Genomic DNA, 24513 nt, shown 5'->3' with positions numbered 1-24513 from the left:
GAGGAGACCACCACATGAGCAATCCGCTCTATGCATTTCCGGCAACGTGCGAGCAGACCTTGCGGGCGCTGGCGCGTTATCCGTCGCGCACCGCCTTCGCATGGCCGGGCGGCTCGCTCAGCTATCAGGGTGCGACCGATTTGATCGGACGGATGCAGAGCGTGTTCATGCGGCTCGGCTTCGCGCCGGGTACCCGCGTCGCCTTCCTCACCGCCAATCGTGCCGACAGCTGGTGCGCCGGTGTCGCCGCGCAATTGTCGCGGCTCGCCATCACCTGGCTGCATCCGCTCGGCTCGCTCGACGACCAGTTGTTCCAGATCGAGGACTCCGAAGCGCAGATGCTGATCGTCGACGGCATCACGTTTCGCGACCGCGGCGGCGAGCTTGCGGCGAAGGCAGCGGACCTGAAGACTATCTTCACGCTCGGCCCGGCGGACTACGGCGCCGACCTGCTGCAGGTGGTCGAGGATTCCGGCAGCGCGACCGCGAAAAACTTCGCGCGCGAGGACGATATCTCGACCTTGAACTACACCGGCGGCACCACAGGCAAATCCAAGGGCGCGCTGCGCTACCACCGCGAATATGGCGGCTTCGCCACCGCGATCCTCGCCGACTTCGAGATTCCCGAGACGCCGCGCTACCTCACGGTGGCTCCCATCAGCCATGTCGCGGGTACAAAAGTGCTGCCGACGCTGATGCGCGGCGGCACCGTGCACATGCTGAAGGGGTTCGATCCGGAGGCGGTGTTCAAGACCATCGAGCGCGAGAAGATCAACTTCACGCTGTTCGTGCCGACCATGATCTACGTGATGCTGGATCATCCGGCGCTGCCCAAGACCGACCTCTCCTCGCTCGAGCTGTTGCTGTACGGCGCGTCCGCGATGTCGCCGAGCCGGCTGGTCGAAGGCATCGAGCGGATCGGCCCGGTGTTCTCGCAGCTCTACGGCCAGACCGAATGCTATCCGGTCTCGGTGCTGCGCAAGGCGGACCACGACCCGAAGACGCCGGAGCTGTTCCTGTCCTGCGGCTTCCCGATCGCCGCCTGCCAGGTGAAGATCCTCGATCAGGACGACCAGGAGGTCGCAACCGGCGAAGCCGGCGAGATCTGCGTGCGCGCCACGCATGTGATGGCCGAATACTGGAAGCGGCCCGACATCACCGCGGAGACGCTGAAGAGCGGCTGGCTGCACACCGGCGACATCGCGCGCAAGGACGAGCGCGGCTACATGTTCATCCTCGACCGCAAGAAGGACATGATCGTCTCCGGCGGCTTCAACATTTTTCCGCGCGAAATCGAGGATGTCTTGTCGCAGCATGCCGATGTCGCGATGGTCGCCGTGGTCGGCGTGCCCGACGACAAATGGGGCGAGGCCGTCACCGCCGTCGTGGTGGCGCGCGAGGGTGCAACGCCTGACGCCGACGAGCTGATCGGCCTGGTGAAGGCCAAGAAGGGCTCGGCGCACGCGCCGAAGCAGATCCAGTTCGTCAAGGAGCTGCCGATGACCGGCGTCGGCAAGGTCGACAAGAAAGTGCTGAAGGCGCGCTTCTGGACCGGCCGCGACCGCATGGTGGGGTGAGGCGGTAGCGCGCAAACCTGCCACCGTCATCCTGAGGTGCGCGCTCTTGCGCGCCTCGAAGGATGCACGGCCCCAATACTTCAGCTCGCGTCCCGACCGATCGCGGCGGCAGCGGGGCCGTCGCCCTTCGAGGCTCGCTCCGCTCGCACCTCAGGGTGACGGTTAGAGAGAACAGCTCCTCAGACCGACGAGGAGACAGTGGATGGCGCAGCGAGACTATCCGCACCGGTAGCAGCAATCTGCCGTCCGTCCCGCTGCCCCAGCAACTGATCGAGCCGCTCGCGGAGCTGATCCTGGTGATAGGGCTTGGCCAGCCGCGGCAGGTCGACGTGAGTGCCGTCGGGCAGTTCGGCATAGCCGGTGGCGAGCAGGACGACGAGCTGCGGCCGGACCTCGCGGGAGGCCGCGGCGAGCTCGATGCCGGTCATGCCTGGCATCACATGATCGGTCATCATCAGGTCGATCTCCTGGTCGCTCCTCAGGATATCGAGCGCGTGCGGTCCGGAATTGGCGCCGATGACGCGATGACCGAGGTCTTCCAGCATCTCCATGGTCGACATCGCGATCAGCGGATCGTCGTCGACCAGCAGGATCACCGCCGAGCGCTTGACCGGCGGCGCGAGGGGCACGGGACTTGCGGCTTCCGGCGCGGCGGTCGCCACCGGCAGCACCAGCACCGCCGTGGTGCCCTTGCCGACCGCGCTCGACAGCTGCAGCGCGCCGCCGAGCTGCACCGCGAGCCCGTGCACCATCGAGAGGCCGAGCCCGGTGCCCTTGCCGACCGGCTTCGACGAGAAGAACGGCTCGATCGCCCGCTTCAGCACCTCCGGCGACATGCCGCTGCCGCTATCGACCACCGACAGCTTCAGGTAGTTGCCCGGATGCAGCGCCGGATCGCTCTTTGTCTGCTCGTTCCTGGTCTGCTCGTTCTTGGCCTGCCAGGCCGCGAGGCGGATCTCGATCACGCCGCCATCCGGCATCGCATCGCGCGCATTGATCGCAAGATTGAGAACCGCGAGCTCGAGCTGGTTGGCATCGACGAAGGCCGGCGGCAATCCGTCGGGAATGTCGAGCCGGAGCACGATGCGCGGTCCGAGCGAGCGCTCGAGCAATTCACTCATGTCGCGCACCAGCGCGCCGAGATCGACCGGCACCGCGCGCAGATCCTGCTGCCGCGCGAATGCCAACAGCCGCTGCGTCAGCGAAGCGCCGCGCTCGGCGCCCTGCAACGCGCCGTCGACCAGCCGTTGCAGCCGCGGGTCCTCCGGCATCCGCTTGCGCAGCAGATCGAGATTGCCCATCACGGCCATCAGGAGATTGTTGAAGTCGTGCGCCACGCCGCCGGTGAGCTGGCCGATCGCCTCCATCTTCTGCGCATGGCGCAGCTGCTCCTGCGCCCGCTCGCGCGCCGCGACCTCCTTCATCAAATCGGCGGTGCGCTGCTCGACCCGCTGCTCCAGCGTCGCGGTGAGTTCGGCAAGCGCGGAGCGCTCGGCGGCGAGCTGTGCCAGCAGCGCCTCGCGCTCGATCTCCGCGGTCTTGCGCGCGGTGATGTCGGAGCAGACCCCGACCAGCGAGCGGATGCTGCCGTCCGGCCCGCGCACCGCGCGGGCGCGCACGTCGACCCAGTGCTGGCTGCCGTCGGGCCAGATGTTGCGATACTCGATCTTGTAGTCGACGCCGGTCTTGAGCGTGTGCTCGACGACCTCCTGCCGCCGGGCACGATCGTCGGGATGAACCGCCTCGAGCAGTTCCTGATAGGTGAACGGCTCGCTCGCAGGGCGCCCGAAGAAGCGCTTGCAGGTCGCGGAGGCCTCCAGCTCGAAACGGGGGACGTGCAGTTCGAGCGCGCCGAGATGGCCGGCATTGAGCGCCGTCTGCAGCAGGCTTTCGCTCTCGGTGAGATCCTCGAGAATCGCGCGGGTCTGGTATTGGCGGCGGCGGCCGCGCACGGCCGCCGCAACCAGGCTCACCAGCGTCGTCGGATGGAACGGGCGCTCGATGAAGGTGACATTGCCGAGCGCGCGGCCGAGCCGCGCCGCTTCTGGACTACGTTCGGCCCCGCCGCCCTCGCTCATCAGCACGATCGGGAAATCCGACCATGACGGCTGCTCGTTCAGCCAGCGCGTCAGGCCGGCAAGATCGGCGGTCCTGATCGCCTCGTCGGCAATGATGGCAAGGCCCGCTCCGCTCGCGACCTGGCGCTCCAGCTCGGCGAGGTCGCCGCAGATGTTGGCGTAGTAGCCGGCTTCCTTGATCAGGTGGGCAGTCTTGACGGCATCCCGCTCGCTCGCGGCAAGGATGACCGCGCGCTCCGAGGACGGGCCGGGCTTCATCGCGTCTGTCCCTGCGACGGCCGGGCTTCGGCAGCGGCCGAGACGGCACAATGGCGCCGGGTGGCCATGACCATAGTGCCGGCGGCGGGATCGATAGGCGTCATAGGGCCCCCTAACCGGAACGAAACTCGTTCGTGCTGCCACCGTTCCCGCGGCGCGAAGTTATTTTTACCGCAAAGGCAGCCGCTTATGCGATTGCCCTGCCCCGTGCGGGACCCGCGGCCGCAGCTATCGCATCGTGCCTTGCCGGCATGGCTTGGCTCGCTGAGGCCGCGCGGCAAAAATATCGAAAACAACCCCATGCAAAGGCGCCGGCGGCTGCCGGCCTTCGACGCGGCAACTTGACACGTCAGGCAAATCAGGGATATATTTCTAATATTCCGAAATCATGTAAGTGCCCCTCGCGCTGCAGAGGATGCAGGTCCCCGCCCGCATTGCTCTGGCGAGCAAGCCAACTTCCCTTTTTCAAGGGAAGGTCGGAGAGGGATAGCCCTGGTCAGCGCCGCTCGATGACGAGGCTCTGCACCGCCCGGCCGAAATAGCCCTGCACGTCGGCGAGCCGCGACATCGCAAGCCCGGCGCCGTCAGGCCCGATCCAGGACTCGCCGTCGAGCAGAATCCAGTCGCCGACCGGCTCGCGCGCCAGGCTCACGGTGAGATCGGCGTTGATGAAGGTCCACTGGTTGAAATCGAGCGCCGGCGCGGTGCCGTTGGAGAAGTCGGAGGCGACCACGGCGCGCATCGCCTGCGAGACGGCTGCGCCCGCGATCAGCGGCTGGTTGACGCGGAACCAGATCGCGCCTGGGCCCATCACGCCGAAGCGGCCGCGCGCCGCGCGCATCGAGATGCATTTGACGAACGGGCTGTTCGCAAGATTACCCGGCTCGACCATGCTTTCGTCGGGCCCCGGCAGCTCGACCGCAAGCGCTGTGATGTCCGGCGGCAGTTCGGCCGCCTGCTGCTTGATCTTCAGCACGGTGGCCGAGACGACGAGGACGCCGTCGGCGAGCAGCCTGACGCCGCAGAGCTGGATCTTGCGGCCATCGCGCAGGATCTCGCTCGAGACCGTCAGCGTCGCCACCGGCACCGGACGCATCAGGTCGATCGAGACCCGCGCGATCCGCATCGGCACCGGCGTCGGGATCGCTTCGGCAGCCCACACCACTAGCGCGGCCGGCGCGGAGCCATGCTGCATCCGCGGATCCCACGGACCCGCGGCATCGGGACTGGTGACGACGCGGTCACCGTCAACGCGAAAGATCGGGTCCATCAGAGCATGATCCGGAAAAGTGTGGAGCGGTTTTCCGAAGAGATCATGCTCAAACAGAAAGCTAAAGTGCGGTCGATCATCCTGATCACCGCGCTTTAGCCAAGCGCCGGATCGACCGCTTCGTCGTACTCTTTCTTGAAGCGGCCGATCAGCTCGGCGGCGGGCACCACCTTGGAGATGCTGCCGACGCCCTGGCCGGAGCCCCAGATCTCCTTCCAGGCCTTCGGCTTGGCGCGCTCGCCCGACGTATCGGTGCCGAAGCTCATCTTCGAGGGATCCGAGGTCGGCAGGTTTTCCGGATCCATGCCGGCCGCGACGATCGACGGCTTCAAATAGTTGCCGTGCACGCCGGTGAACAAATTGGAGTAGACGATGTCCTCGGCGGACGAATTGGTGATCATGCTCTTATAGCCCTCGACCGCATTCGCCTCCTTGGTCGCGATGAAGGCGGAGCCGATATAGGCGAAGTCGGCGCCGATGATGCGTGCGGCGCGAATGGCGCGGCCGTTGGCGATGGTGCCCGACAGTGCGATCGGCCCGTCGAACCACTGCCGCGTCTCCGACACGAACGGGAACGGCGACAGCGTGCCGGCATGACCGCCGGCACCGGCCGCTACCAGGATCAGGCCGTCGGCGCCCTTCTCGATCGCCTTGTGTGCGAATTTCTGGTTGATCACGTCGTGGAACACGATGCCGCCCCAGCCATGGACAGCTTGGTTGAGCTCCTCGCGTGCGCCGAGCGAGGAGATGATCATCGGCACCTTGTGCTTCTCGCAAAGCGCCATGTCGTGATCGAGCCGGTTGTTCGACTTGTGCACGATCTGGTTCACCGCGAACGGCGCCGACGGCCGCTCCGGATGCGCCTTGTCATAGGCGGCGAGCTCTTCCTTGATCCGGTACAGCCATTCGTCGAGCAGCTCCGGCGGCCGCGCATTCAGCGCCGGAAACGAGCCGACCACGCCGGCCTTGCACTGGGCGATGACGAGGTCGGGCACGGAGATGATGAACAGCGGTGCCCCGATCACGGGAAGAGACAGGCGGCCCTTGAACAGAGCTGGCATGGACATTGGCGGCGGATCCTCAAAGGTTTGGTCGGTTGGTTTTAGCTCGAATGCTGACCGTCATACCAACAAGGCAATCTTTCCAGTGTCAAGTATTGCGTTTTGGCGCTGCAAAAAAGATGACAAAACCTCATCTAAAGGGCGCATTTTCCGGGCGCATCTGGCATCCCAGCGCAAAATGAGTTTGGATCGGTTCGGCACGCACGTCTTCACCTCTCCCCATCGGGGAGAGGTCATTTGCGAAGCAAATCGGGTGAGGGGCCGCAGGGCTAACGAGAGACCGTAATCCCTCACCCGGCGCTACGCGCCGACCTCTCCCAAGGGAGAGGTGAACCTCCGCTGTTAATCCAGTTCGACCCAATCGCATCACTCTCTAGACGCAAGCCTCGCCGCCGCTATTGGCAGACCGCCCGTGTCACGAAATTTTCCGTCTTGCAGTCGTTCGGGCCGCGCTTGTGGCCCGGCAAATAGACCAGCGGCGAGCATTTTTCCGACGTGTCGATATCGATGCCCTTGCCTTCCTTGAACCCCTTGCTCTGGCACAGCCGGTCGGCGCCGATCTTGCAGTCGGGCGCACCGTTCGCGGCCACCACGCAGGCGGCGCGCCCGGTCACCATGCTCGAGGGGCGTGCCAGGTTCGACAAGTCGTCGAAGGTCTCGCTGGGGCTCTTCAGCTGTGGCAGCGCCGACTTCGACTTCTCGAACAGTTTTCCGATTTCGTTGATCAGTCCGGGTTTCTCGCGCTCCACCGGTGCCGGCGGCAGCTCGATCTGCTGCTGCTGAGACTCAGCGGGCTGCGGCGTCGGCGACTGCACGCCGAGCGAGGGCGACACAGTCTGAGCCCATCCGCCCTCGATCGCAGGCAGCGCCATCGACAGCGCAAGGCCCGCCATAGCAATGCGCGCCTTGGCGGGATTGAGCCGCGCGGGATTCACCGGTTGCAGATTCCATCAGCCATCGCAGCGAGCGTAGTCCGAAGCCGTCCTCGCGCAAAGACGCGAACGACTTGAACTTTGGTCAGATCAGCTTGAATGCGGCAACGAAGCCCAGCACCAGCACGATCGCGCCGATCGCGACCCACAGGCCGAGCCGCTTCTCGAGCTCGGCGCGGATGACATCGCCATAGCGGTTGAGCAGCACCGCGACGAAGAAGAAGCGGCCGCCGCGTGCGACGATCGAGCACAGGATGAACAGCCAGATGTTGTAACCGGCAAAACCCGAGGTGATCGTCACCAGCTTGTAGGGGATCGGCGTCAGCCCCTTCACCAGGATGATCACGGCGCCCCACTCGGCATAGGAGGCGCGGAACGCGTCGACCTTGTCGGAGAGGCCGTAGAGATGGATCAGCCATTGCCCGACCGAGTCGTAGAGCAGCGCGCCGATCGCATAGCCGAGCACGCCGCCGGCAACCGAGGCGATGGTGCAGACCGTCGCGAACCACCACGCCCGCTTCGGCCGCGCCAACGACATCGGCAGCAGCATGATGTCGGGAGGGATCGGGAAGAAGGAGCTCTCCGCGAAGGCGACGGCCGCGAGAATCCAGAGTGCGTAGGGCTTGTCGGCCGCCTCGACGCACCAGTCGTAAATCCGTTTCAACATGGGCGCGATGAACCATCATGGAGCCGATTTGTCCATGCCGGGATTGGGCCGAATAGGGTCGATTTTCAACGATATCGGATCGCCACAGCGAGCCAACCTCTCTGACCGTCATCCTGAGGAGCCGCGAAGCGGCGTCTCGAAGGATGAATCGGCCACCAGCCGGGCCGTGCATCCTTCGAGACGCGCGCAAGAGCGCGCTCCTCAGGATGACGGGGCATCGGGCGTTCCAGCCTTTCTTGTTGGGTTTACGGCTGCCGTTTACGCAGCCGGCTCTCCAGCGCGACAATTCGACGCCGCACCACCGGGACCGGTGCGGTCTTGGGCAGGCTCTTGGGGACCTTGACCGGTGACTTCGGCAGCTTCTCGGCGATCCCGAGCAGCCGCTCGCGCCGCTCCATCTCGCGCCAGACATCCTCCGGCTTCACGCCGGCCGACGCCCACAGAACCGTAAGATTGTAGAGCAGGTCCGCGCTCTCGCGGACGACGGCATCCGGCTTGCCGCTGATGGCGTCGATCACGACCTCGACCGCTTCCTCGGCGAGCTTCTTGGCCATCTTGGCCGGCCCGCGCTGGAACAGCCGTGCCGTGCGCGACGTAGCCGGATCAAGATCCCTGGCCGCGATCACCGCCTGGTAAAGCCGCTCGATCGAATCACTCATCCTGCGAGCCTAATCGAAACGCGTCGCCAGCGTGTTAACGGCCGGACTGACAACGAAAAATCCACCGGCCTCGCAGCCGGTGGATCGATGCTTTGTGACAGTTGTGAGAACCGACGACGGTGTCAGTACGGCGTATAGGGCAGTTGCGAACGGCGCCCGTAATAGCCGTGATAACCATAATACGGTCCGCCGCCGTAATAGACCGGGCCACCACCATAATAGGCCGGACCACCGTAGTAGCCGGGGCCGTCATAGTAGCCGTAGGAGTCGTAATAGTCGCGGCGGCTCTGCGCCGCGGCGATCGCAAGACCGGTGCCGACGATCCCGGCGAACGCAGCCGCGGCAGCCGCGCCACCGCCGCCATAGTAACGACGGCGCGCGCTGATGTCGGTCGCGCCGCTCGTGCCGTGCGATGTAGTCATGGCCGCAGCCTTGCCCGCCGGAGCGGAGCCTGCGAACGCCATCGTCGGCTCAACGGCCGTCAACGCCACCGCGGCAACCGTTGCCAATGTGGCTGCGCGGCCAACAGACGAAAAAACACCTTTTCGCGCAAACATTGCAGTCATCCTTTGTGGAAGCCGGCCTTTGTGGAAGCCGGCCCGTCGGGCCTTGGTAAGCTAACCACTCCCTCCAGATTAGGTTCCCGAAACCGAATGCAAGCTGAACAACCCAAGGTGAAATCGAGGCAGTCATCGGCCGTTCACCTTGCCCGGGGCAGAATGAATGCGAATAACGCCTGAAATTGCAGCTTGAAATGACCGTTGCCTTGGCGCATTCGATGTCATGACCAAGGCGCGCAGCCGGCGCGGCACTTTGTCTCGCCTCCCGGATGTCACGATGCATGTAAGTCGGACCACCGTTCTCCGCTGGATACTGGCCGGCACGATCGGCCTCTCGGGCGGCGTGTGGCCGGCGCTGACGCCGCTGCACGCCGGCGATCAGCCGCAGCCGCTCACCATCCAGTTCACGCTCGACCGTCCGCTTGACGCGGCCGCTGCACCATTCGTGATGGCGTCGGTCGGCGGCCTGTTCAGCGCCGAGGGCCTCGCGGTCGGCACCAACGTTGCCACCAGTTCGGCGGACGCAATCGCGCGCGTCGCCGACGGCTCGAGCGATTTCGCGCTCGTCGACATCAACTCGCTGATCCGCTTTCGCGACAAGCCGGACGCGGCCCCCGTCAAGGCGGTGTTCGTGCTGTTCAACCAGGCGCCATACGCGATCATTGCCCGCAAGAGCCGCGGCATCAAGGCGCTGGCGGACATGGAGGGCAAGAGCCTTGGCGTTGCCGAGGGCGACCTCTCGATCCGGCTGTGGCCCGCGGTCGCCAAGCAGAACGGCATCAAGCTATCGAGCGTGAAGCAGAACACGATCAGCGCCGCGGTGCGCGAGCCGATGCTGTCCGCAGGCCAGGTCGATGCGGTGACCGGCTTCTCCTATCTCTCGGCGATCAATCTGCGCGATCGCGGCGTGCCCGCCGACGATCTTGCGGTGCTGCGCTTCGCCGACTATGGCTGCGAAGCCTACGGCTTTGCCGTGATCGTCAGCCCGCACCTTGCCGCAGCGAAGCCGGACGCGGTGAAGGGCTTCGTGCGCGCGGCGGTCGGCGGCACCAATCTCGCCGTCAAGGACCCGGCCCGCGCCGCAAGCGAGGTGGTGAGCCGGATGGACGGTGGTTCGCGCGATCTGGAGCTCGAGCGGCTCGGCGCCATCATCCGCGACAACATCCTGACCGCCGAGGTGAAGCGCAACGGTCTCGGCGGCATCGAGCCGGAGCGTTTCGAGCGATCGATCGACCAGCTCGCGGAAGACTTCAAATTCCAGAAGCGGCCGAACGCCGCCGACATCTTCGACGATCAATTCCTGCCGCCGATCGACGGCCGGCTGGTGAATTGAGGCGCGTCCTCCGCCAAGAGACCGGCCCCTCCGCCGTCATTGCGAGCGAAGCGAAGCAATCCATCTGTCCCCGTGCGGGGATGGATGGATTGCTTCGTCGCTTCGCTCCTCGCAATGACTGGCTGCATTTGTTCACCAGCGCCTCAGGACTGGGCGTCGAAGTGTGTGGACCGAACAAGGAAAGTGGGTAGTTCTCCGTCGTAATCCCGGCTTACAATGGCCCGGCGCCCACCGCTTACGAGTCCCGCCGGCATGTCCATGCTCCGCCTCTATACCCGCGTCCTCGAACTGCTCGGCAAGGAGGCGCGGCTCGGCTGGATTCTCGCCGCCGCCAACATGCTGCTCGCCGGCGCGCAATTCGCCGAGCCGGTGCTGTTCGGCAAGATCGTCGACGTGCTGTCCGGCCGGCCGGTCACCGGGCTGTTCGCGACGAATTCGGCATGGCCGCTGCTGGTGGCCTGGGCGGCGTTCGGCCTGTTCACGATCGGCTGCAGCGCGGTCGTCGCATTGCAGGCCGACCGGCTGGCGCACCGCCAGCGCCAGGCGGTGCTGACCGATTATTTCGAGCACATCCTGCAGCTGCCGCTGACCTTCCACTCCGGCACCCATTCCGGGCGGCTGATGAAGGTGATGCTGAACGGCACCGATGCGCTGTGGCGGCTCTGGCTCGGCTTCTTCCGCGAGCATTTCGCCGCGATCATGTCGCTGGTCGTGCTGCTGCCGCTCGCGCTCTACATCAATTGGCGGCTTGCCATCCTGCTGTTCGTGCTCTGCGTCGTGTTCACCGTGCTGACCACGATGGTGGTGCGCAAGACCTACGGCATGCAGAGCGAGGTCGAAGCCTATTACAGCGACCTCTCGGCGCGCGCCTCCGACGCGCTCGGCAACGTCGCGCTGGTCCAGAGCTTCGTGCGGATCGATTCCGAGGTGCAGGGCCTGCGCTACGTCGCCGACAAGCTGCTCGCGGTGCAGATGCCGGTGCTGTCGTGGTGGGCGATGGTCACCGTGATCACCCGCGCCTCGACCACCATCACGGTGCTCGCGATCTTCACCGTCGGCATCGCGCTCCACAATGAGGGGCTCACCACGGTCGGCGAGATCGTGATGTTCGTCTCGTTCGCCACCATGCTGATCCAGAAGCTCGAGCAGGTGGTGAGCTTCATCAACAACGTGTTCATGGAAGCGCCGCGGCTGCAGGAATTCTTCGACGTGCTCGATGCGGTGCCGGCGGTGCGTGACCGTCCGGGCGCGGTCGATCCCGGCCGGCTGTCGGGCCTCGTCGAATTCAACGACGTCTCGTTCTCTTATGACGGCAAGCGGCCGGCGATCGAGGATCTCAGCTTCACCGCGCTGCCCGGCCAGACCATCGCGCTGGTCGGCTCGACCGGCGCCGGCAAGTCCACCGCGATCGCGCTGCTGCACCGCGCGTTCGATCCGCAATCCGGCATCATCAAGATCGACGGTATGGACATCCGCGCGCTGAAGCTGACGGCGCTGCGGCGGAACATCGGCGTGGTGTTTCAGGAGGCGCTGCTGTTCAACCGTTCGCTCGCCGACAATCTGCGTGTCGGCAAGCCCGACGCGACCGACGAGGAACTGCGCACCGCCGCGGCGCGCGCGCAGGCGCTGGATTTCATCGAGCGCAGCGAGAAGAAGTTCGACACCCATGCCGGCGAGCGCGGCCGCATGCTGTCCGGCGGCGAGCGCCAGCGGTTGTCGATTGCGCGGGCGCTGCTCAAGGACCCGCCGATCCTGATCCTCGACGAGGCGACCAGCGCGCTCGACGCCGTCACCGAGGCCAAGGTGAACGCTGCTCTCGACGAAGTGATGAAGGGCCGCACCACCTTCGTGATCGCGCACCGCCTCTCGACCATCCGCCACGCCACCCGCATCCTGCTGTTCGACCAGGGACGGGTGATCGAAAGCGGAACTTTCGATGAACTGGTGGCGAAAGGCGGGCGTTTTGCCGAGCTCGCGCGGGCCCAGTTCCTGGTCCAGGAACGGGCGCGCGCCGGCATCGAGACACCATAATTCTCCCCTTTCCAATTGAGGCGGCTGCCGAAATTCAGCCGATTTCGTCCACGATATAATTGGCCAGCCTCTGTTCTCTGCTGGCAAGCCGGTATAGGGTTTGCATTGCCGCGACGCGGCGCCGGACACGCTTGAAACCCGTACGTCACATCGCAAGACCTCCTTTTTTCAAGGCGGGTCTCAAAGGACCGGAACCGGACTCGTGCATTTTCCTCGCCCGCTGCGCCCGTCGTTGAAATGGATTCTGGCCGTCGCGATGCTCGCCATCGCAACGCCGCAGATGGCGCAGGCCGAGGCGCTGCTGGTGGTCGAGGCCGATACCGGAAAGGTGCTGCAGGCCGACAATGCGACGATGCCGTGGTACCCGGCTTCGCTCAGCAAGCTGATGACGGCCTATGTCACGCTGAAGGCGGTCAAGGACGGCCGCGTCTCGCTCGACACGCTGCTCACGGTGTCGCCGACGGCATCATCGCAGTCGCCCTCGAAGATGGGCTTCCGGCCCGGCACCCAGGTCACCGTCGACAACGCGCTGAAGATGATGCTGGTGAAGTCGGCCAACGACATGGCCGTGGTGCTGGCCGAGGGCATCGGCGGCTCGATCGACGGCTTTGCCGGCGAAATGAACCAGACCGCGCAAAAGCTCGGCATGACGCAAACGAGCTATGTCAACCCGAACGGCCTGCCCGCCGACGGCCAGATCACCTCGGCGCGCGACATGGCGATCCTCGCCCGCGCCATCATCCGCGACCTGCCGGAATACGAGTATTTCGTTCACATCCCCTCGATCCGCTTCGGCCGCCGCATCACCCAGAATTTCAACAAGCTGATCGGCCGCTATCCGGGCGCCGACGGCTTCAAGACCGGCTTCATCTGCGCGTCCGGCTACAACCTCGTGGCGTCGGCGACGCGCGACGGCAAGCGGCTGATCGCGGTGGTGCTCGGCGCCTCCTCGGGCCGCATGCGCGCGATCCGCGCCGCGCAGCTGCTGGATCGCGGCTTTGCCAATAACGGGCTGGCGTGGCTGCGGCCCTCGCTCGGCACCGTCGACAATCTGGTGCCGATCGATTCCACCCCGCCGAACCTGCGCGAGGAGATGTGCGGCGCCAAGCACAAGCGGCCCGCCAGCGACGAGGACGGCGAAGACACCGTCGCCAGCGCCGGCGCGAGCACCAACGGCGACAGCGGCGTGAGCTTCTTCGCCTCGGGCCTGCAGGCCGCGATGCCGACCAAGCCGGCCGACATGCTGGCGCAGCCGGCGGCGGCGTCCGAACCGGTCGTGGTTTATACGGGGCCGACCAAGACCGGCGCAGCGCTGATCGCCGCGGTTGAGGCCGACACCGAGAAGCTGCAGCCGGTCAAGCGCACCAAGGGCAAGCACACCCGCGTCGCGGGCAAGAAGTCCGATACGGCCGATGACGCGAAGGGCGACGCCAAGAGCACCGCCAAGAGCGCTGCCAAGCCGGACAGCAAGCCGGCGGCCAAGCCGGTGCGTCACGCCAACGCCAAGCCGGATGCCGCAGCTGCGAAGCCGGCCGCGGACAAACAGGCCGCCGCAAAGCCCGCCGGCAAGCCGGCGACGGCGGCAAAACCGGCTGCGAAGCCGAAAGCCGACGCCAAGCCCAAGGCCGACGCCAAGCCGGCCGGTTAACAGAGCGTCACCCCCTCCGATCTCCCAATGCGTCGATAGCGCGCAGCGGCTTGCCATTGGCCGCGGCATCGCTCAATACTGCCCGAAATACCGCGACCAAGAATAATACGACCAAGGGTCGAGAAACCCGGAAACAATCCGGGACGTCAGCCAAATTTGAGAGAGGGAAAGACCATTATGGAGCGCATCTGGCTCAAGCATTATCCGGCCGGCGTGCCCGCCGATATCGACGTCACGCAATATTCGTCGCTGGTCGAATTGCTGGAAGAGAGCTTCAAGAAGTTCGCCGATCGCAAGGCGTTCATCTGCATGGACAAGGCGATCACCTATCGCGAGCTCGACGAGATGTCGGCGGCGCTCGGCGCCTATCTGCAGAGCAAGGGCCTGCAGAAGGGCGCGCGGGTCGCATTGATGATGCCGAACGTGCTGCAATATCCGGTTGCGACCGCAGCCGTCTTGCGCGCCGGCTATGCCGTGGTCAACGTCAATCCGCTCTATACCCCGCGCGAGCTCGAGCATCAGCTGAAGGATTCCGGCGCCGAAGCGATCATCGTGCTGGAGAACTTTGCCACCACCGTGCAGAAGGTGCTGCCCAACACCGCGGTCAAGCACGTCATCGTCGGCAGCATGGGCGACCTGCTCGGCTTCAAGGGCGTGATCGTCAACCTGGTGGTGCGCCGGGTGAAGAAGATGGTGCCGGCCTGGTCGATCCCGGGCGCGGTCTCTTTCAACGACGCGCTGTCGGCCGGCCGCGCCGCCAGGCTCAACAAGCCGGCGCTGACGCTCGATGACGTCGCCTTCCTGCAATACACCGGCGGCACCACGGGCGTTTCCAAGGGCGCGACCCTGCTCCATCGCAACATCCTGGCCAACGTGCTGCAGAACGACGCATGGCTGCAGCCGGCGCTGGCGAAGCCGCCGATCGTCGAACAGATGGTCATCGTCTGCGCGCTGCCGCTGTATCACGTCTTTGCGCTCACCGCGTGCTATCTGCTGGGCATGCGGTGCGGCGGCACCAATCTGCTGATTCCGAATCCGCGCGACATGGCCGGCTTCGTCAAGGAACTGTCGAAGTACCAGGTCAGCTTCTTCCCGGCGGTCAACACGCTCTACAACGGCCTGCTGAACACACCCGGCTTCGACAAGCTCGACTTCTCCAAGCTGAAGATCGCCAATGGCGGCGGCATGGCGACGCAACGGCCGGTCGCCGAGAAGTGGCTGAAGGTGACGGGCGTCTCGTTGTCGGAAGGCTACGGCCTGTCGGAGACGTCGCCGACCCTGACGTGCAATCCCGCGACGATCGAGGAGTTTTCCGGCACGATCGGCCTTCCCGTCCCGTCGACCTGGCTCTCGATCCGCGACGATGACGGCAATGAATTGCCGATCGGCCAGGCCGGCGAAATCTGCGCCAAGGGTCCGCAGGTGATGTCAGGCTACTGGAACAGGCCCGACGAGACCGCGCGCGTGATGACCGCGGACGGCTATTTCCGCACCGGCGACATCGGCGTGATGGACGAGAAGGGCTACACCAAGATCGTCGACCGCAAGAAGGACATGATCCTGGTCTCGGGCTTCAACGTCTATCCGAACGAGATCGAGGAAGTGATCGCGAGCCATCCGGGCGTGCTGGAATGCGCCGTGATCGGCGTGCCCGACGCAAAGTCCGGCGAGGCGGTGAAGGCCTTCGTGGTCAAGAAGGACCCGAACGTCACCGCCGAGGACATCATCAAGTTCTCAGCCACCCAGCTCACCGCCTACAAGGTGCCGAAGCAGATCGAATTCAGGACCGATTTGCCGAAGACCAATGTCGGCAAGATCCTGCGCCGCGAGCTGCGCGACGAGAAGAAGGCTGCGGCGTAGAGCGTGAGCGGGACTGACACTGGATATGACTGACGCGCGCATTGCGACGCCGGCCGACGTGCTCGCCTTTTGGCAGGACGCCGGCCGCGACCGCTGGTACTCACACAACGAAGCCTTCGATGCCGAGATCCGCAGCCGCTTCCTCGCCACCTGGCAGAAGGCGGCGGCGGGCGAGTTGTCGTCATGGGAGGCGAGCGACGACGGCGCGCTGGCTCTGACCATCGTGCTCGACCAGTTTCCGCGAAACCTGTTTCGAGGCGACGCCAGGACCTTCTCAAGCGATGCGCTGGCGCGTGACGTGGCAAGCCGCGCCATCGACCGCGGCGTCGATGCGCGGACCGACCCGGTGCTGCGCGAATTCCTCTATCTGCCATTCGAGCATTCGGAGGACCTTAACGACCAGCAGCGCTGCGTGACGCTGTTCCGGCAATATGACTGCCATCCCGACAACCTGAAATACGCCGAGGACCACGCCGACATCATCCGCCGGTTCGGCCGCTTCCCGCACCGTAACCATGTCCTGGGACGGGTAACGACCGCCGAGGAGCAGGCCTTCCTCGACACCGGCGGGTTTTCCGGCTGATGACGGAACGGTGAATGCGCTCCAGCATTGCCGTTCTCGCAGCAGGTCGTATTGTGCCGTCCAACCGCCGGGTTTAAGACAATTCCGCTTCACCGAGGGAGAACACCGATGACGATCAATGTTGGCGACAAGCTGCCGGAAGCCAAGTTTCGCGTGATGACGGCCGAAGGGCCGCAGGTCAAAACCACCGACGACATCTTCAAGGGCAAGAAGGTCGCCCTGTTCGCGGTGCCCGGCGCCTACACCGGCACCTGCCACAAGATGCATCTGCCGAGCATCTTCCTCAACGCCTATGCCATGAAGAACAAGGGCGTCGACACCATTGCGATCGTCTCGGTCAACGACGCCTTCGTGATGAACGCCTGGAAGCGCGACACCGACCAGCGCGACGAGGCCGTCTTCCTCGCCGATGGCAATGCCGACTTCGCCAAGGCCATCGGCATGGAGCTCGACGCCTCCGGCAACGGCCTCGGCATCCGCTCCCACCGCTACTCGATGCTGGTCGAGGACGGCGTGGTGAAGAAGCTCAACAAGGAGCCGGCGCCGGGCAAGGTCGAAGTCTCCGGCGGCGACACGCTGCTCGGGCAGCTCTGAGCTGACGCCCCACGCACACTGTCATCGCCCGGCGTGACCGGGCGATCCAGTACGCCGCGGCCTCTCGTTTCAGTCACCACTGTCTCTGGAATACTGGATCGCCCGCTTTCGCGGGCGATGACAGTTTTGGGTATGGCGATCACCGGGATCGCGGAATCGTAGGATGGGTAGAGCGTAGCGAAACCCATCAACTTCGTGCTGCGCGGTGATGTGATGGGTATCGCTTCGCTCCACCCATCCTGCGCACCGTCAGCGCCCCCTACCCCTTCAGCCTCGCCATCGCCACGCCCTCGCGCGCCAGCTCGTCGGCGCGTTCGTTCTCGGCGTGGCCGGCATGGCCCTTGATCCAGTGCCAGCGCACCTCGTGCGGCTTCAGCGCGGCGTCGAGGCGCTGCCATAGCTCGACATTCTTGACCGGCTTCTTGTCGGCGGTGCGCCAGCCATTGCGCTTCCAGCCATGGATCCAGCCGGTGATGCCCTGGCGGACATATTGGCTGTCGGTGGTGACGTCGACCACGCAGGGCTTCTTGAGGGCTTCCAGCGCCGAGATCGCCGCCATCAACTCCATGCGGTTGTTGGTGGTGTGCGCCTCGCCGCCCTTCAATTCCTTCTCGACCTCGCCGAACCGGAGGATCGCGCCCCAGCCGCCCGGTCCGGGATTTCCGGAGCAGGCACCATCGGTGAAGACAGTCACATGCGGCTTGTCGCTCACGCCGCGCATCCGGCCGGCGTGATGCCGTAGTCGTTCAGGCTGGCGACATTCTGCTGGAAGCGCAGCTTGCGGACATATTCCAGCGGGTCCTTCGGCTGCACCAGCGCGCCCTCGGGCACGTTGAGGAAATCGACCAGCCGCGTCAGCAGGAAGCGCATCGCGGCGCCGCGCGCGAGCAGCGGCAGCGCGGCCTCCTCCGCCGCCGACAATGGCCGCTCGCGGCCATAGGCGTTGAGCAGCGCACGCGCCTTGGTGACGTTGAAGGAATGATCCGGCTCGAAGCACCAGGCGTTGAGGCAGATCGCGACGTCATAGGCCAGGATGTCGTTGCAGGCGAACGGGAAGTCGATCAGGCCCGACAGCTTGTCGCCGAGGAAGAAGACGTTGTCGGGAAACAAATCGGCATGGATCACGCCGACCGGCAGATCGGACGGCCAGGAGGCTTCGAGATGATCGAGCTCGCGCGCGATGAAGTCGTGCAAGCCCACCTGCACGCTGTCGGCGCGCGCGGCGGCGAGATCGAACAGCGGCCGCCAGCCGGAGACCGACAGCGGATTCTTGCGCACCAGCGGAAAGTCGGCACCCGCAAGATGCATCTTGGCCAGCGCCTCGCCGACCCCGGAGCAATGCGCGACGTTCGGCCGCCGCGGCCACACGCCTTCGAGGAAGTTGATGATCGCCGCGGGCCGGCCGGCGAGCCGGCTCGTGACCTCGCCCTTGCGGTTGCGCGCCGGCTGCGGGCACGACACGCCGCGCTCGGCGAGATGCGCCATCAGCGACAGGAAATACGGCAGGTCGTCCTCCGCCACGCGCTTCTCATAGAGCGTGAGGATGTAGGCGCCCTGGCTGGTATGCAGCAGGAAGTTCGAATTCTCGACACCCTCGGCGATGCCCTTGTAGGAGAGCAATTCGCCGATGTCGTAGCTTTTGAGGAATTCCGCGAGATCTTCGGCGGCAACGTCGGTGTAGACCGCCATATGGTCTATTCCGCCGCGGCAGCGTCGGGCCGCAGCGAACGCGGCAGCGGGAAGAACTCGTTCTCTTCCGCGGCCGAGACCGTCTCCACGTGCAGTTCATAGCGCTCGGCGAAGGCGCCCATGATCTCCTCGACGATCACTTCCGGCGCCGAAGCGCCCGCGGTGATGCCGAGGCTCCTGATGCCTTCGAACCGCGCCCAGTCGATGTCGCCGGCGCGCTGGGCAAGGATCGCAATGGGGCAGCCCTCGCGCTCGGCGACCTCGCGCAGGCGCTGCGAGTTCGACGAGTTCGGCGCGCGACCACGATCAGGGCATCGACCACCGGCGCCACCTTCTTGACCGCAAGCTGGCGGTTGGTGGTGGCGTAGCAGATGTCTTCCTTGTGCGGACCGTTGACGTTCGGGAAACGCTCCTTGAGCAGCGCCACGATCTCCGCGGTGTCGTCGATCGACAGCGTGGTCTGGGTCACAAAGGCGAGATTGTCGGGGTCCTTCGGCATGAAGGTTTTGGCATCCTCGGCGGTCTCGATCAGGGTCACGGCGCCTTCGGGCAGCTGGCCCAAGGTGCCGACCACCTCGGGATGGTGGGAATGCCCGATCAGCAGGATCTCGCGGCCCCGCTTGAAATGGATCGCCGCCTCGCGGTGGACCTTGGTCACCAGCGGGCAGGTCGCGTCCAGCGAGAAGAAATTACGGGATTTGGCCTCGGCCGGAACCGACTTGGGAACACCATGGGCCGAGAACACCACCGGGGCGTTGGTTTCGTCGGGGATTTCGGACAATTCCTCGACGAAAATGGCGCCTTTGGTCTTCAGGCTGTCGACCACGTACTTGTTATGGACGATCTCGTGCCGGACATAGACCGGAGCGCCATAAATGGTGAGGGCGCGCTCGACCGTGTCGATGGCGCGGACCACCCCGGCGCAAAAGCCGCGGGGGGAACAAAGCACGATTTTAAGATCGGGTTTTTTCGCTGACATCGGGCTGGTCTCGGGGCTGTGTCGGGGGCAATTTCGGGACCGAATCACCCCTCGCCGGCGGGCGGGGAACGGCCAGTTAAGGTAAGGACTTGGGACTGCTTTCGGGCGCTGTCAAGGCGATTTTGCTGGCCCATTGCGCCATTCCCCCCGGAGGGCTTATATAGGCGGCATAATTCCCGTCATCGCCGATGACTACCAGCTTCGCCTCGACAGAGGTGGGCGAAGCACAAAGGAGATTTGCCATGAGCAACGCACCGCTGATGCCGAAGGCGACTGCCGTGTGGTTGGTCGATAATACCGCCCTGACGTTCGATCAGGTGGCCGATTTTACCAAGATGCACCCCCTGGAGGTCCGCGCCATCGCCGACGGCGACGCCGCCCAGGGCATCAAGGGCATGGACCCGATTTCCAACGGCCAGCTGACCCGCGAGGAGATCGAGCGCGGCGAGCGCGACCAGAACTACCGGCTCAGGCTCCAGGAGAGCAAAGTTGTGCTGCCGACCGCCGCCAAGAAGAAGGGCCCGCGCTACACCCCGGTGTCGCGCCGCCATGAGCGGCCGAGCGCGATCCTCTGGCTGGTGCGCAACCACCCCGAGCTCAAGGACGCCCAGATCATGCGGCTGGTTGGTACCACCAAGACCACGATCGCGAGCGTCCGCGACCGCACCCACTGGAATGCCTCGACCCTGACGCCGATGGACCCGGTGACGCTCGGCCTGTGCTCGCAGATCGAGCTCGATTTCGAGGTGCAGCGCGCCGCCAAGGAGAAACCGACCACGACCGTCTACGGCGGCGCCACGCTGCTGCCGGCCTCCGAGACCACGCGCAAGGAAGAGGACGATCAGCCGATCGAGCGGCACGACGATCTCAATGTCGATGCCGTGTTCGCCAAGCTGAAGACGATCGGCGGCAAGAAGGCCGACGACGAAGAGTAAGCGCGGACGTCGCAACACGGCGAACGGAATACCAAACGCGGCGGGCCATCCCGCCGCGTTTTCATTTGGGGGCACGAATGGCCTTGATCCCCGCTTGCGCTTTCGCTCAGTCGAACGAGAAGCGCCGATGCGCGAAATCGAGCAGCGGACGTTCGAAATAGCGATAGCTCAAGGCACACAGCCCAAAGGTCAGCACGAGCGCGCCGAAGGTCAGCGAAATGCCGGCGAGGCTCTCGATCGTTCTCGGCTCATGGAGCACGGCGAACAGCAGGTACACGATGACGTGGTGGGTGAGATACGCCGCGTAGGAGGTCCTGGCGAAGAAGGTCGCGGCCGAACTGCGCAGCAATGCGAGTCTTGGTGAACCGCGATTTTCCAGCACGACGAACAGCAGGGCACCGAAGAAGATCTCGACCTGGGTGTGCGAGAACGCCACCGACCAGCGCTTCCATCCGAACAGCCACAACAGCGGAAGCGAGAGGCTCGACCATTTGAGGATGCCGGCGACAAGTCTGGAGATTTCGGCATCCGGCTTGCGGTAGAGACGCCACCAGGCGATCAGCGCGCCGATCGCGAGCGAATCGATCCTGAATTGCGGGAGCACGTACCAGCCATAGGCGTCCGGCAGCGCGCTATCGATCAGGCGCCCGACCGGGCAGATCAGGATCGGCACCAGCAGGATCGCGAACAGCCGCTCGGGCGGGATGTTCCGGACCAGCAGCGGAAACAACAGATAGAACTGCTCCTCGATCGCGAGCGACCAGGTCACGGCCAGAAAGTAAGCGCCATCGGTCTGGGCCTTGGCCATGCCGAAATTCTGCAAGCCGAAGAGATACAGCCAGCCGGGCACGCCCCTGGTGTCGAACAGATCGGGGCTTAGCGAAAAATACCAGCCGATCAGAGCGCCGCCGCACATCAGGTAGTAGAGCGGCCAGATGCGGAACGCGCGCCTGCTGTAGAACGCCGAGTAATATATCGTTCAGCCGCGCGGTGGCGCAGCAGGATATCGGTGATGAGATAGCCGGACAGAATGAAGAACAGGTCGACGCCGAAGCGGCCGACATGCAGCAATTTCCACGGCGAGCCCTGCGGCCCGTCCGGCGCGCCGAAATAATGCCAGATGACGACGATCAGAATCGCGATCGCGCGCAGCCCGTCGAGCTCTCCGATCCTGTCACGTTCCGGCAGGGCCGCAATCACCGCGCTAGTGCCGGTCCGGATTGTTCATCATGTATTCGCCGAGATCGCGCTGCCGCCGGTCGCTACGGACTTCGGCGTTCTGGCGCTGGACGTCGCGGTCCTTGCGGCAGGCGACATATTCCGGCGAGCCGACCGCAACCTTGCCGCCCGCCTGGCAATACTGATCGTCGTCGCCCATGCTCTCCGCGATGGGCGATCGCCCGCGTTCGAGGCAACCTGCCAGCAGCGGCAGTGCGAGCAGCAATGCGAGAGGCGCGCGTGCGGAAATGGATCGCATCCGGTGGTCCGTATCTCGTGGCAATGTGACAGGAAAGGCCGGGATGACCCGGCAATCCATCAAAATCAAGGCCATTTTGCTTCCGGATGCGTTTCGAGCGCGGCTCGATTGCGCGGTCATTGTACCACTCGACCATCTCGCCCGCGGCTTACCCCTCTCCCTAACCCTCCCCCACAAGGGGGGAGGGAACCCTTCCGCCGATGCCTCCCTCACGCAAGGTGAGCACGCTGGTCAGGCTCCCTCCCCCCTTGTGGGGGAGGGTGGGGAGAGGGGTGCCGCACGGCGCGCGCTCTCCGCTGAAAGAGAGCACATCACTGACGTGCGCCGCGCTACGCCTTGCCCTTCAGCGCCTCGCCGATCTCGTCGAGCACCTTCGGGTCCTCGATCGTCGCCGGCATGGTCCAGGGCTCGCCGTCGGCGATCTTCTTGATGGTGCCGCGCAGGATCTTGCCGGAGCGGGTCTTCGGCAGCCGCGCCACCGTGATCGCGAGCTTGAACGCGGCGACCGGGCCGAGCTTGTCGCGCACCAGCGCCACCACTTCCTTCTCGACCTGGTCCGGCGCCTTGGTCACGCCGGCCTTGAGCACCAGGAAGCCGCAGGGCACCTCGCCCTTGATCGCATCCTTGACGCCGAGCACGGCGCATTCGGCGACATCCGGATGCGAGGCCAGGATCTCCTCCATGCCGCCGGTCGAGAGCCGGTGGCCGGCGACATTGATGATGTCGTCGGTGCGGCCCATCACCCAGACATAGCCGTCGGCGTCCTTGTAGCCGGCGTCCGAGGTCTTGTAGTAGCCGGGGAATTCCGAGAGATAGGCGTCGCGGAAACGATCGTCCTGCTGCCACAGCGTCGGCAGGCAACCGGGCGGCATCGGCAGCTTGATCACGATCGAGCCCATCGTGCCGACGGCGACCGGCTTTGCCGCCTCGTCGACGATGTCGACCTGGTAGCCCGGCATCGGCACTGTCGGCGAACCGTGCTTGACCGGCAGCATGCCGAGGCCGACCGGATTGCCGGCGATGCACCAGCCGGTCTCGGTCTGCCACCAGTGATCGATCACAGGCACCTTGAGCTGCTGCTCCGCCCATTCCACCGTCGGCGGATCGGCGCGCTCGCCGGCGAGGAACAGGGTGCGGAAGCTGGAGAGATCGTAGCTCTTCAGCAACTTGCCCTCGGGATCCTCCTTCTTGATCGCGCGGAACGCAGTCGGCGCGGTGAAGAAGGCGACCGCCTTGTGCTCCGAGATCACGCGCCAGAATGCGCCAGCATCCGGCGTGCCGATCGGCTTGCCCTCATACATGATCGTGGTCGCGCCGTGGATCAGCGGGCCATAGACGATGTAGGAGTGACCGACCACCCAGCCGATGTCGGAGCCGCACCACCAGATCTCGCCGGGCTTCACGCCGTAGAGATTTCCCATCGACCATTTCAGCGCGACGAGATGGCCACCATTGTCGCGCACCACGCCCTTCGGGATCCCGGTCGTGCCCGACGTGTAGAGGATGTAGAGCGGATCGGTTGCGGCGACCGGCACGCAGGGCGCGGTCTTGCCGGCGTCGAGCGCGGCACGGCGGAGCGCCACCCAGTCATGGTCGCGGCCCGCGGTGAGCTCGCACGCCTGCTGCGGCCGCTGCAGGATGATGCAGGTCTCGGGCTTGGCGCCGGCAAGGCGGATCGCCTCGTCGAGCAGCGGCTTGTACTGCACGATGCGCCCGGGCTCGATGCCACAGCTCGCCGAGAAGATCAGCTTCGGCTTGGCGTCGTCGATGCGGGTCGCGAGCTCCTTGGCCGCAAAGCCGCCGAACACCACGCTGTGCACCGCGCCGATCCGCGCGCAGGCGAGCATCGCGACCACGGCCTCCGGCACCATCGGCATATAGAGGATGACACGGTCGCCCTTGGCGACGCCGAAATCCTGCATGACCGCGGCAAGCGTCTGCACTTCCTTCAGCAACTCGGAATAGGTGAATTTGGTGATCGCGTTGGTGAGCGGGGAATCGTGGATCAGCGCGACCTGGTCAGCTCTGCCGCCGGCGACATGGCGATCCAGCGCGTTGTGGCAGGTGTTGACCACGGCGCCGGCGAACCAGCGTCCATAGGCGCCCACGGAGGGATCGTAGATCTTCTGCGCCGGCTCGATCCAGTCGATCTCGCGCGCCGCTTCCGCCCAAAAGCCCTCGGGGTCCCGAAGCGAGCGGGCATACACCTCATGATACCGGCCCTGCTGAATGTTCATTGCGTTTCTCCCTCGCGCGGTCGCGCGTCATTTGCCGACCATTGTCACGGGAAGCGGCGCGGTTTCAAGCCGAAATGACCCCGAC

At 65.2% G+C, this 24513-nt stretch carries 22 protein-coding genes and 1 pseudogene; 9 read left to right on the top strand and 14 right to left on the bottom strand.

Features of this window, described 5'->3' with window-relative positions; all coding sequences use genetic code 11:
* Positions 1–14 precede the first annotated feature (14 nt).
* Positions 15–1577, top strand: a complete 1563-nt coding sequence (locus AKN84_RS03440) for an AMP-binding protein (protein WP_050419375.1) — start codon at positions 15–17, stop codon at positions 1575–1577.
* A gap of 179 nt (positions 1578–1756) precedes the next feature.
* On the opposite strand, the gene AKN84_RS03435 is transcribed toward AKN84_RS03440, so the two are convergent.
* Together AKN84_RS03435 and AKN84_RS03430 are read right to left on the bottom strand one after the other, a co-directional pair.
* Entirely contained in the window at positions 1757–3913 is a 2157-nt protein-coding gene (locus tag AKN84_RS03435) for a hybrid sensor histidine kinase/response regulator (protein ID WP_050419374.1), read from the bottom strand.
* A 496-nt stretch (positions 3914–4409) separates the two neighbouring features.
* Positions 4410–5183 (bottom strand): thioesterase family protein, encoded by a 774-nt coding sequence (locus AKN84_RS03430; protein ID WP_050419373.1) that lies wholly within the window; start codon positions 5181–5183, stop codon positions 4410–4412.
* Between AKN84_RS03430 and AKN84_RS47705 the strand changes: the two genes are divergently transcribed.
* The gene (locus AKN84_RS47705; protein ID WP_162240842.1) at positions 5100–5282 is read left to right on the top strand and encodes a hypothetical protein; all 183 of its coding nucleotides are present in this window, start codon (positions 5100–5102) and stop codon (positions 5280–5282) included. The genes AKN84_RS03430 and AKN84_RS47705 overlap by 84 nt on opposite strands.
* Here the strand turns inward: AKN84_RS47705 and AKN84_RS03425 are convergent.
* The 5 genes from AKN84_RS03425 to AKN84_RS03405 all read right to left on the bottom strand — a co-directional run bounded on the left by AKN84_RS03425 (position 5279) and on the right by AKN84_RS03405 (position 9059).
* Entirely contained in the window at positions 5279–6250 is a 972-nt protein-coding gene (locus AKN84_RS03425) for an NAD(P)H-dependent flavin oxidoreductase (protein ID WP_050419372.1), read from the bottom strand. The two genes, AKN84_RS47705 and AKN84_RS03425, sit on opposite strands and share 4 nt — an antisense overlap.
* Before the next feature lie 389 nt (positions 6251–6639).
* Positions 6640–7179, bottom strand: coding sequence for a hypothetical protein (locus AKN84_RS03420; protein ID WP_430649883.1), 540 nt, complete (start codon positions 7177–7179; stop codon positions 6640–6642).
* Positions 7180–7261: 82 nt separating this feature from the next.
* Positions 7262–7843 (bottom strand): YqaA family protein, encoded by a 582-nt coding sequence (locus tag AKN84_RS03415; RefSeq protein WP_050419371.1) that lies wholly within the window; start codon positions 7841–7843, stop codon positions 7262–7264.
* Between the two features lie 245 nt (positions 7844–8088).
* Positions 8089–8502 carry a phosphoribosyl-ATP diphosphatase gene (hisE, locus tag AKN84_RS03410; RefSeq protein ID WP_050419370.1) on the bottom strand — a complete coding sequence of 138 codons (414 nt, stop codon included), beginning with the start codon at positions 8500–8502 and terminating at the stop codon, positions 8089–8091.
* Positions 8503–8624: 122 nt separating this feature from the next.
* The gene (locus AKN84_RS03405; protein WP_050419369.1) at positions 8625–9059 is read right to left on the bottom strand and encodes a hypothetical protein; all 435 of its coding nucleotides are present in this window, start codon (positions 9057–9059) and stop codon (positions 8625–8627) included.
* A 280-nt stretch (positions 9060–9339) separates the two neighbouring features.
* Between AKN84_RS03405 and AKN84_RS03400 the strand changes: the two genes are divergently transcribed.
* The 6 genes from AKN84_RS03400 (at position 9340) to AKN84_RS03375 (ending at position 17111) form a co-directional block, all read left to right on the top strand.
* Positions 9340–10395: an ABC transporter substrate-binding protein gene (locus AKN84_RS03400; RefSeq protein ID WP_050419586.1), complete on the top strand. Its 1056-nt coding sequence runs from the start codon at positions 9340–9342 to the stop codon at positions 10393–10395.
* Between the two features lie 252 nt (positions 10396–10647).
* Positions 10648–12426 (top strand): glucan ABC transporter ATP-binding protein/ permease, encoded by a 1779-nt coding sequence (locus tag AKN84_RS03395; RefSeq protein ID WP_050419368.1) that lies wholly within the window; start codon positions 10648–10650, stop codon positions 12424–12426.
* Positions 12427–12628: 202 nt separating this feature from the next.
* On the top strand, positions 12629–14074 hold the full coding sequence (locus AKN84_RS03390) for a D-alanyl-D-alanine carboxypeptidase family protein (RefSeq protein ID WP_050419367.1): 1446 nt from the start codon (positions 12629–12631) through the stop codon (positions 14072–14074).
* Positions 14075–14251: 177 nt separating this feature from the next.
* Entirely contained in the window at positions 14252–15934 is a 1683-nt protein-coding gene (locus AKN84_RS03385; RefSeq protein WP_050419366.1) for a long-chain fatty acid--CoA ligase, read from the top strand.
* 25 nt (positions 15935–15959) lie between these two features.
* Entirely contained in the window at positions 15960–16517 is a 558-nt protein-coding gene (locus AKN84_RS03380) for a DUF924 family protein (RefSeq protein WP_050419365.1), read from the top strand.
* Between the two features lie 108 nt (positions 16518–16625).
* Positions 16626–17111: a peroxiredoxin gene (locus tag AKN84_RS03375; protein WP_050419364.1), complete on the top strand. Its 486-nt coding sequence runs from the start codon at positions 16626–16628 to the stop codon at positions 17109–17111.
* Positions 17112–17370: 259 nt separating this feature from the next.
* On the opposite strand, the gene rnhA is transcribed toward AKN84_RS03375, so the two are convergent.
* The 3 genes and pseudogenes from rnhA to ispH all read right to left on the bottom strand — a co-directional run bounded on the left by rnhA (position 17371) and on the right by ispH (position 19779).
* On the bottom strand, positions 17371–17832 hold the full coding sequence (gene rnhA, locus AKN84_RS03370) for a ribonuclease HI (protein WP_050419363.1): 462 nt from the start codon (positions 17830–17832) through the stop codon (positions 17371–17373).
* A complete protein-coding gene (locus AKN84_RS03365; RefSeq protein WP_050419362.1) occupies positions 17820–18800 on the bottom strand; it encodes a homoserine kinase in 981 nt (326 codons plus the stop codon). Before AKN84_RS03365 ends, rnhA begins: the two co-directional genes overlap by 13 nt.
* 5 nt (positions 18801–18805) lie before the next feature.
* Positions 18806–19779, bottom strand: a pseudogene (ispH, locus tag AKN84_RS03360) (4-hydroxy-3-methylbut-2-enyl diphosphate reductase).
* A 242-nt stretch (positions 19780–20021) separates the two neighbouring features.
* On the opposite strand from ispH, the gene AKN84_RS03355 reads away from it, so the two are divergent.
* The gene (locus AKN84_RS03355; protein ID WP_050419361.1) at positions 20022–20714 is read left to right on the top strand and encodes a DUF1013 domain-containing protein; all 693 of its coding nucleotides are present in this window, start codon (positions 20022–20024) and stop codon (positions 20712–20714) included.
* A 106-nt stretch (positions 20715–20820) separates the two neighbouring features.
* On the opposite strand, the gene AKN84_RS03350 is transcribed toward AKN84_RS03355, so the two are convergent.
* The 4 genes from AKN84_RS03350 to AKN84_RS03335 form a co-directional block, all read right to left on the bottom strand.
* Positions 20821–21630 (bottom strand): acyltransferase family protein, encoded by an 810-nt coding sequence (locus AKN84_RS03350; protein ID WP_050419360.1) that lies wholly within the window; start codon positions 21628–21630, stop codon positions 20821–20823.
* Complete coding sequence (locus AKN84_RS03345; protein ID WP_050419359.1) at positions 21630–21914, bottom strand: acyltransferase family protein; 285 nt, start codon at positions 21912–21914, stop codon at positions 21630–21632. The genes AKN84_RS03350 and AKN84_RS03345 overlap by 1 nt, the downstream gene beginning before the upstream one ends.
* A 4-nt stretch (positions 21915–21918) precedes the next feature.
* Positions 21919–22191: a hypothetical protein gene (locus AKN84_RS03340; RefSeq protein ID WP_050419358.1), complete on the bottom strand. Its 273-nt coding sequence runs from the start codon at positions 22189–22191 to the stop codon at positions 21919–21921.
* A 329-nt stretch (positions 22192–22520) separates the two neighbouring features.
* The gene (locus tag AKN84_RS03335; protein WP_050419357.1) at positions 22521–24428 is read right to left on the bottom strand and encodes a propionyl-CoA synthetase; all 1908 of its coding nucleotides are present in this window, start codon (positions 24426–24428) and stop codon (positions 22521–22523) included.
* Between the last annotated feature and the right edge of the window lie 85 nt (positions 24429–24513).

This window comes from Bradyrhizobium tropiciagri, assembly GCF_001189845.1.
Taxonomy (GTDB): Bacteria; Pseudomonadota; Alphaproteobacteria; order Rhizobiales; family Xanthobacteraceae; genus Bradyrhizobium; species Bradyrhizobium tropiciagri.
Note: the sequence above shows the minus strand (reverse complement) of the source record. Positions and strands in the feature narration are given on the sequence as shown.